The 7638-nt window shown below is 50.4% G+C and carries 7 protein-coding genes and 1 rRNA gene; 3 read left to right on the forward strand and 5 right to left on the reverse strand.

The window, feature by feature from the left end:
* Positions 1 to 143: 143 nt before the first annotated feature.
* A complete protein-coding gene (gene polA / locus ACTJJI_RS24015; RefSeq protein WP_194516898.1) occupies positions 144 to 2936 on the reverse strand; it encodes a DNA polymerase I in 2793 nt (930 codons plus the stop codon).
* 438 nt (positions 2937 to 3374) lie between these two features.
* Here polA and ACTJJI_RS24020 point away from each other — a divergent pair, with 438 nt between their 5' ends.
* Entirely contained in the window at positions 3375 to 4283 is a 909-nt protein-coding gene (locus ACTJJI_RS24020) for an acyltransferase (RefSeq protein ID WP_063411867.1), read from the forward strand.
* A gap of 23 nt (positions 4284 to 4306) precedes the next feature.
* On the opposite strand, the gene dsbA is transcribed toward ACTJJI_RS24020, so the two are convergent.
* The 3 genes from dsbA to ACTJJI_RS24035 form a co-directional block, all read right to left on the reverse strand.
* Entirely contained in the window at positions 4307 to 4930 is a 624-nt protein-coding gene (gene dsbA, locus ACTJJI_RS24025) for a thiol:disulfide interchange protein DsbA (protein WP_014833809.1), read from the reverse strand.
* A gap of 27 nt (positions 4931 to 4957) precedes the next feature.
* Positions 4958 to 5944 (reverse strand): serine/threonine protein kinase, encoded by a 987-nt coding sequence (locus tag ACTJJI_RS24030; protein ID WP_014833810.1) that lies wholly within the window; start codon positions 5942 to 5944, stop codon positions 4958 to 4960.
* Between the two features lie 75 nt (positions 5945 to 6019).
* Complete coding sequence (locus ACTJJI_RS24035) at positions 6020 to 6289, reverse strand: YihD family protein (protein WP_013099387.1); 270 nt, start codon at positions 6287 to 6289, stop codon at positions 6020 to 6022.
* A 68-nt stretch (positions 6290 to 6357) separates the two neighbouring features.
* Here ACTJJI_RS24035 and mobA point away from each other — a divergent pair, with 68 nt between their 5' ends.
* On the forward strand, positions 6358 to 6942 hold the full coding sequence (mobA, locus tag ACTJJI_RS24040; RefSeq protein ID WP_368529964.1) for a molybdenum cofactor guanylyltransferase MobA: 585 nt from the start codon (positions 6358 to 6360) through the stop codon (positions 6940 to 6942).
* Positions 6939 to 7442, forward strand: coding sequence for a molybdopterin-guanine dinucleotide biosynthesis protein MobB (gene mobB / locus ACTJJI_RS24045; RefSeq protein ID WP_047360327.1), 504 nt, complete (start codon positions 6939 to 6941; stop codon positions 7440 to 7442). Before mobA ends, mobB begins: the two co-directional genes overlap by 4 nt.
* 79 nt (positions 7443 to 7521) lie before the next feature.
* Here mobB and rrf read toward each other — a convergent pair.
* Positions 7522 to 7637 (reverse strand): 5S ribosomal RNA (gene rrf, locus ACTJJI_RS24050).
* Between the last annotated feature and the right edge of the window lies 1 nt (position 7638).

Here is a 7638-nt window from a genome sequence, read left to right on the forward strand (position 1 = left end):
TAACTCTACCCCTTTTTTTGCTGTAGAAAAAGCACTTTTTGTAGTTTTTTTTCATTCTTTACATAGGGAATTCTAATGATCGTCACAAAACGCACGTCGTTATGTTGCTAACTTACATAAAAAGCGCGTTATTCGCCGAACCGTTAGTGAGCCTGATCCCAGTTTTCACCACTCCCCACTTCCACCAGCAACGGCACATCAAGTTTCATGCTGCTTTCCATCAGTTCGTGGATCTTCTTCGACACGCTATCGAGATCGTCTTTGTGCACTTCGAACACCAGTTCATCGTGTACCTGCATGATCATTTTCACACGCGGTTTCTCTTTTTCCAGCCAGGCATCCACGGCAATCATTGCGCGTTTGATAATGTCAGCAGCGGTTCCTTGCATCGGGGCGTTGATTGCGGCACGTTCTGCGCCCGCACGGCGCGCCGCATTGCTGGATTTGATGTCAGGTAGGTAGAGACGACGACCGTCCAGGGTTTCAACGTAGCCTTTCTCCTTCGCCTGAGCGCGGGTGCGTTCCATATACTCCAGTACACCCGGATAACGCTCGAAGTAGAGATCCATATACTTCTGCGACTCTTTACGCGGAATATTGAGCTGGCGTGAAAGACCGAAGGCGCTCATGCCGTAAATCAGGCCGAAGTTGATTGCTTTCGCGCTGCGGCGTTGTTCGTTTGTCACGCTGTCCAGCGGCAGACCGAAGACTTCAGCGGCGGTTGCCCGGTGGATATCCTTCCCTTCGGCAAATGCTGTCAGCAGACCCTTATCACGCGAGAGGTGCGCCATAATGCGCAGCTCGATTTGCGAGTAGTCAGCAGAGACAATCAGATAGTCATCAGGCGCAATAAACGCCTGACGAATGCGTCGCCCTTCTTCATTTCGTACCGGGATGTTCTGCAGGTTTGGATCGGTCGAGGATAGTCGACCAGTAGCCGCCACCGCCTGATGGTATGAGGTATGCACACGACCCGTTTTCGGATTGATCATCAGCGGCAGCTTATCGGTGTAAGTCGATTTCAGCTTTGCCAGACCACGGTACTCCAGAATGACTTTTGGCAGTGGATAATCCAGCGCCAGCTCCTCCAGCACCTCTTCCGAGGTGGATGGTGCACCGCCTGGCGTTTTCTTCAGCGGTTTGATCCCCTGCTTTTCAAACAGGATGGTTTGCAGCTGTTTTGGCGATGAGAGGTTAAACGGCTCACCGGCAAGCTCATGCGCCTTTTGCTCAAGTTCGGTCAGACGCTGGGCAAGTTCACCCGAGTGGTTATGCAGTACCGTCGGGTCGATTTTTACGCCGTTACGCTCGATGCGTGAAAGGACAGGTACCAGCGGCATCTCGATGTTCTGAAACACATTCAGCGGCCCTTCGTGCTTCTGCAGTTTTGGCCACATTTTCAGATGCAACTGCAGCGTGACGTCGGCATCTTCTGCCGCGTAGCGTCCTGCCTCTTCCAGCGCAATCTGGTTAAAGGTGAGCTGATTTTTGCCTTTTCCGGCAATCTCTTCGAAGGTGATGGTTTTGTGCTTCAGCCAGCGGTCAGACAGGGAGTCCATATCATGACGACCCGCTACGCTGTCCAGAATGTAGGATTCCAGCATGGTATCAAACGCGATACCGCGCAGCTCAATACCATAGTTTTGCAGAATACCGCGGTCGTATTTGAGGTTTTGCCCTACCTTCAACGCCTTGTCGTCTTCCAGAATCGGCTTAAGCAGCTCAAGCACGCGTTCGCGAGAGAGTTGCTCCGGAGCGTCCAGGTAATCATGTGCAACGGGAACATAAGCAGCGATACCCGGCTCTGTCGCAAAGGACAGGCCCACCATATTGGCGCTAATGTTATCCAGACTGTCGGTTTCCGTGTCGAAAGCAAACACCGGCGCTTTTTTCAGTTTCTCGATCCAGGCAACCAGCTGTGACTCTTCAAGAACGGTTTCGTAGTGCTCAAAAGAGAGCGCAGCGGCTTCCTCTTCTGCCTGATCGTCGGCATCGATGACAATCGTCTCTTTTGGCTTCGCTGCAGGTTTGGCGCCTTTTGCCTGCAGCCATTTACCGGCTTCCACGTCGGTGGTCCAGCGCTTAAATTCATATTTTTTAAACAAACCCAGCAGATCGTCTGCTGATGGCTGTTGCACTTCTAGCTGTTCACATCCCAGTTCCAGCTCAACATCGGTTTTAATCGTCGCCAGCTTATAGGAGAGATAAGCCACCTCTTTATTCTCTTCCAGCTTCCCGGCCATAGTTTTTGCGCCACGGAAGGAGAGCCCGGCGATTTTGTCAGACTCCGCATACAGCGTATCCAGCCCACCCAGTCCCTGAAGGAGCGCCTGTGCCGTTTTTTCGCCAACGCCCGGCACGCCCGGGATGTTATCTGATGAGTCGCCCATCAATGCGAGGAAGTCGATAATCAGCTCTGGCGGCACGCCATATTTTGCGACCACCTCTTCAGGGCCGAGGATGGTGTTGGTCATGGTGTTAATCAGGGTGATCCCTGGCGTCACCAGCTGCGCCATATCTTTATCACCGGTGCTGATGAGAACCGGACGGCCCATTTTTTCGGCTTCACGGGCCAGAGTGCCAATGACGTCATCCGCTTCCACACCTGAAACCGCCAGCAGTGGCAGACCCATCGCTTTCACCATCGCATGCAGCGGCTCAATCTGCGCACGCAGATCGTCAGGCATTGGCGGACGGTGGGATTTGTAATGCTCAAACAGCTCATCGCGGAAGGTTTTGCCTTTCGCATCAAATACGACTGCCGCGTGGGTTGGCTGATACTGAAGGATCAGGCTGCGCAGCATGTTAAGCACACCGTACATCGCGCCGGTAGGTTCCCCTGCGCTATTGGTCAGAGGAGGAAACGCATGATACGCCCGATACAGGTAAGAAGAGCCGTCGACGAGAATAAGAGGGTTTTCTGGGATCTGAACCATAATGTCCGTGCCTTTAATCAATTTATGGGTAAAGGATGCCACAGAAGGATGAAAACATCAGTTATTAGCGCCTGATACAGGAAAAGATTTTGCGATCGTGAGGATCGCTCGCAAAAAAAATCTGTGGATAACTTTGTGAATACTTTCACTTCATATGAATAACAAACGCTACAATCTCACAGAGTTATATAATTTACACTTAATTATCATAATGTTATCTGCAAACCCTGATTTACATTGCCTGATGATGAAAATATAGCATATGTGGATATATACCCCGTTTGCGGCGTAATTGTAGTGAAATCTTCTGCGGCGGGAGATAAGCCATCATGTCACAGTATGAAAGCGCCATTATTTTGTCTGATTTCTGATAAAATCAGCGCCCTGCACCGAATAATCGGTCGCTTAATTACAGCTAACTATTTGAAAAAGCTCATCATGTCGAGATTGCTCGCTGCAATAACATTACTGTTAAGCATCATTTTAACTATTCTGGTGACGATCGCCTGTTCTGTACCGATCATCATCGCCGGGATAATTAAATTGCTGTTACCTTTGCCTACGGTTTGGCGAGCCGTGTCGGCGTTTTGTAATTTCATGATGTACTGCTGGTGCGAAGGGTTGGCCATCCTGCTGTACCTGAACCCCCATCTTAAGTGGGACGTTGAGGGTCTCGAAAGACTCAATAAAAAGAACTGGTATCTGCTGATTTGCAATCACCACAGCTGGGCCGACATCGTGGTGTTATGCGTGTTGTTCCGTAAGCATATCCCGATGAATAAATACTTCCTGAAGCAACAGCTGGCCTGGGTACCTTTTATCGGCCTGGCCTGCTGGGCGCTGGATATGCCATTTATGAAACGCTATTCGCGCAGCTATTTGATTCGTCACCCGGAGCGTCGTGGTAAAGATGTGGAAACGACGCGACGTTCGTGCGAGAAATTTCGCGCTCATCCAACGACAATTGTGAACTTTGTCGAAGGCTCACGGTTTACAGACGAGAAGCGTCTCCAGACTCGCTCTCCATACCAGAACCTGCTGCCGCCCAAGGCGGCGGGAATTGCAATGGCGCTTAACGTGCTGGGGGCGCAGTTCGATAAATTACTGAACGTGACGCTCTGCTATCCGGAAAACGATAAGACGCCTTTCTTCGATATGCTCAGCGGCAAGCTGACGCGTATTGTTGTTCGTGTCGATCTGGTGCCAATTGATACCGAACTGCATGGGGATTACGTTAACGATAAGAACTTCAAACGTCGTTTCCAGCTTTGGCTTAATACGCTCTGGAAAGAGAAAGATGAGCAGATAGAGAACATCAAAGCTTCAAACAAAAACGCCGGTCAATGACCGGCGTTTTTATATCATTGGGTTTACTTCTTCTCGACCAGGTATTTCACGGTGTCTGCGTACTGCTGTACGAAGATATCCATGCTGCTGGTGTCCATGCCCTGCATGTTCAGCTGATATTTGCCGTTAACATACATCGCCGGAACGCCCTGCAGTTGCAGATCGGCAGCAGCTTTTTCCTGTTGAGCCACCAGAGATTTCACGACAAAGCTGTTCCACGCAGCGTCATAGTCTTCACCTTTCACACCAGCGTCAACGAACACTTTACGGATATCAGCCGTGGTCTGAACGGTCTGGGTTTTCTGAACGGCTTCAAACATTGGAGAAGTGATCTTATCTTCCACACCCAGTGCAATGGCAACAGCCCACGCCTGAGTCAGGTCTTTACCCAATGGACCCAGGAATTCTACGTGGTATTTGGTCATTTTGGTGCCTTCCGGCAGCTTTTTCTTCACGTTGTCAGAAACATGCAGCACCTGCTCGAACTGGTAGCAATGTGGGCAATAGAACGAGAAGAACTCCAGAACCTGTGGCTCGCCAGCAACGGGCTTTTCCAGTGTGATGTACTGTTTGCCGTCGGTAAACTGCGCAGCAGAAGCGCTAAATGCCAGAATCATACCTGCCAGCGCCAGCCAAATTTTTTTCATGATTAACTCTCTCCTGGGTGTGTCCAATTAATACATCGGCGTTAATTGCAGAGGGGGCTCCTGAAGAACCTTAACCTGCTCAGTAAATGTGGATATCTGGCTACGCCAGTAATCCTCTCCGGTAAGCCACGGGAAATTACGAGGAAATGCGGGGTCATCCCAACGCCTGATTAACCATGCGAGATAATAAACAAAACGCATCGCGCGTAAAGGCTCTATCAGGGCAATTTCGTCTGAATTAAAAGGGCTAAACTCTTCATAGGCTTCAATAATCGTTTCAAGCTGCATACGTTGCTCGGCTTTGTCGCCGTTGAGCAGCATCCACAAATCCTGCACGGCCGGCCCCATCCGCGCATCATCGAGGTCAACAAACAGTGGGCCATCGCGCCAGAGAATATTCCCGGCATGACAATCACCATGCAGACGCAGAACGGAAATATCATCGCGCCAGCAGGCTTTTACCGCCCCAATAAGTTTATCCGTCGCGCTGAGAAACGCGTCCTTCAACGCAGAGGGGATAAGCGCTGAGGTTTCGAAGACCTGACGGGGTTCAATAAGGTATTCCTGAGTACCTATAGTCGGGCGGGCAATAAACGGCGTTTTGCGTCCCGTCTGATGCATGCGCCCAAGATAGCGGGCAACCCACTCCATTTGGTCGATATTGTCCGCTTCAAACTGGCGGCCCCCCAGACTGGGAAATACGGCGTAGTAAAACCCTTCGTGCATAAGCAGCGTTTGGTTATTGAATTTTATCGGTGCGGCAACAGGAACTTCATCATTCAGCAGATCGTGAGCAAACTGATGCTCTTCCTGAATTTGTTCAGCGGACCAGCGCTTGGGACGATAGAACTTCACAACGAAGCGCTGACGATCCTCGTCCTGGAATTGATAGACGCGGTTTTCGTAGCTATTTAATGGGGTTAGCCCGGAATCCACCCGAATACCCTGCTCAAACAGCGCATCCATAATGGTATCCGGGTGTAATGTCTGGAAAGTGAAAGCCTGGTCGTTCATCCGATCATCCGGAAATTATACGAATGATTCAGGATATCATCTTGTGGCGATTTCGGTGCCGCCGCTTACAAGCTTTTACTCTTTAATTACGCCTCGGGCGCGCAGCAATGCGGTTTTAAAATCTTCCTCATAATCTTTCTGAATACCAGGAATAACAGCATCTTTGGCAGAGTCACGCATTTTGAGGTGATAGATCAGGATGTCGTCAGAAAGGTCCGTCAGTTCACCTTCAAAACCTGACTCTTTCGCCAGTTTCTGTAAAAATTGCATCAGATTCAGCTCTGGCTCTTTTTGCCAGGCTGGCTGGAGGAGTTCAATGACTTCATTCAGACGTTTACATTTCATGGTGGTGCTCCTTTCATTTAGAGTGACACGTTAGCAGGGTCAATCCCACAATAAAAGAGGCGATATTTGTGAATCCGGGTCATGAAATCATCGGAGTGGTTCTGGCGGGTGGCAGAGCAACGCGCATGGGGGGACAAGATAAGGGGCTTCTGCACCTTAACGGTAAGCCATTATGGCAACATGTTGCTGATACGCTTGCAGATCAGGTTACGGCAATGGCTATCAGTGCCAACCGCCATATCGATATTTATCAACGCAGCGGATACCCCGTATATCAGGATACTCTTGGGAATTACTCCGGACCATTGGCCGGCATGCTCTCGGTTATGCAGCAGTCTCTGGCAGAGTGGTTTGTTTTCTGCCCGTGCGATACGCCGTTTATTCCCTCTTGTCTTGTCGAGCGTCTGATGACGTTTCGTGGCGTAGCGCCGGTTGTGTGGGTACATGACGGTGAGCGTGACCATCCTGCTATTACGTTGATTCATCGATCATTAATTCCAGCGCTGCAGGATTATCTGACGGCTGGAGAGCGAAGAGTGATGGTGTTTATGCGTCAGTCAGGCGGCCATTCCGTTGATTTTAGCGACTGGAAATCTGCATTTGTGAACGTGAATACGACGGAAGATTTACAGACCATGCAGGAGAAAAAATGACGCCTGTTTTAGCTATTGCAGCCTGGAGTGGTACCGGGAAAACGACGCTGCTTAAAAAGCTGATACCCGCACTTTGTGCCAGAGGCATTCGCCCCGGACTGATCAAACATACCCACCACAATATGGATGTCGATAAACCGGGAAAAGACAGCTATGAACTGCGTAAGGCAGGTGCCGCGCAAACCATGGTGGCAAGTGATCAGCGCTGGGCATTGATGACGGAAACGCCTGATGAAGCACCGCTGGATCTCGCGTATCTGGTCAGTCGGATGGATCATTCCACGCTGGATCTGGTGCTGGTTGAGGGGTTTAAGCATGAAGCAGTTGCAAAGATCCTGCTGTTCAGAAGTGATGCCGGGCACGATGTTAGTGAGTTAACGCTGGATGCGCATGTGATTGCGGTGGCCAGCGATGTCGCTCTCGATGTTGAGGTTCCGGTGCTGGATTTAAATGATGAGGATAGGATTGCTGAGTTTATTGTGGGATGGTGTGCGGTCTGATGCCCTCTCCCGCAGAGTGAGGGAGAAAACAAATGCAAAAAACCCCGCACCTTACGGTACGGGGTTCTTCTTAATTAATGCCTGGCAGTTCCCTACTCTCACATGGGGAGACCCCACACTACCATCGGCGCTACGGCGTTTCACTTCTGAGTTCGGCATGGGGTCAGGTGGGACCACCGCGCTAAAGCCGCCAGGC

Origin of the sequence: Enterobacter sp. 22466 (genome assembly GCF_052044775.1) — a bacterium.
Classification (GTDB): Bacteria; Pseudomonadota; Gammaproteobacteria; order Enterobacterales; family Enterobacteriaceae; genus Enterobacter; species Enterobacter dissolvens.

Coding starts and splice junctions, on each gene's coding strand:
- ACTJJI_RS24035 (WP_013099387.1), bottom strand. CDS start 6,289: ATGAAATGTAAACGTCTGAATGAAGTCATTGAACTCCTCCAGCCAGCC.
- dsbA (WP_014833809.1), bottom strand. CDS start 4,930: ATGAAAAAAATTTGGCTGGCGCTGGCAGGTATGATTCTGGCATTTAGC.
- polA (WP_194516898.1), bottom strand. CDS start 2,936: ATGGTTCAGATCCCAGAAAACCCTCTTATTCTCGTCGACGGCTCTTCT.
- ACTJJI_RS24030 (WP_014833810.1), bottom strand. CDS start 5,944: ATGAACGACCAGGCTTTCACTTTCCAGACATTACACCCGGATACCATT.
- mobB (WP_047360327.1), top strand. CDS start 6,939: ATGACGCCTGTTTTAGCTATTGCAGCCTGGAGTGGTACCGGGAAAACG.
- ACTJJI_RS24020 (WP_063411867.1), top strand. CDS start 3,375: ATGTCGAGATTGCTCGCTGCAATAACATTACTGTTAAGCATCATTTTA.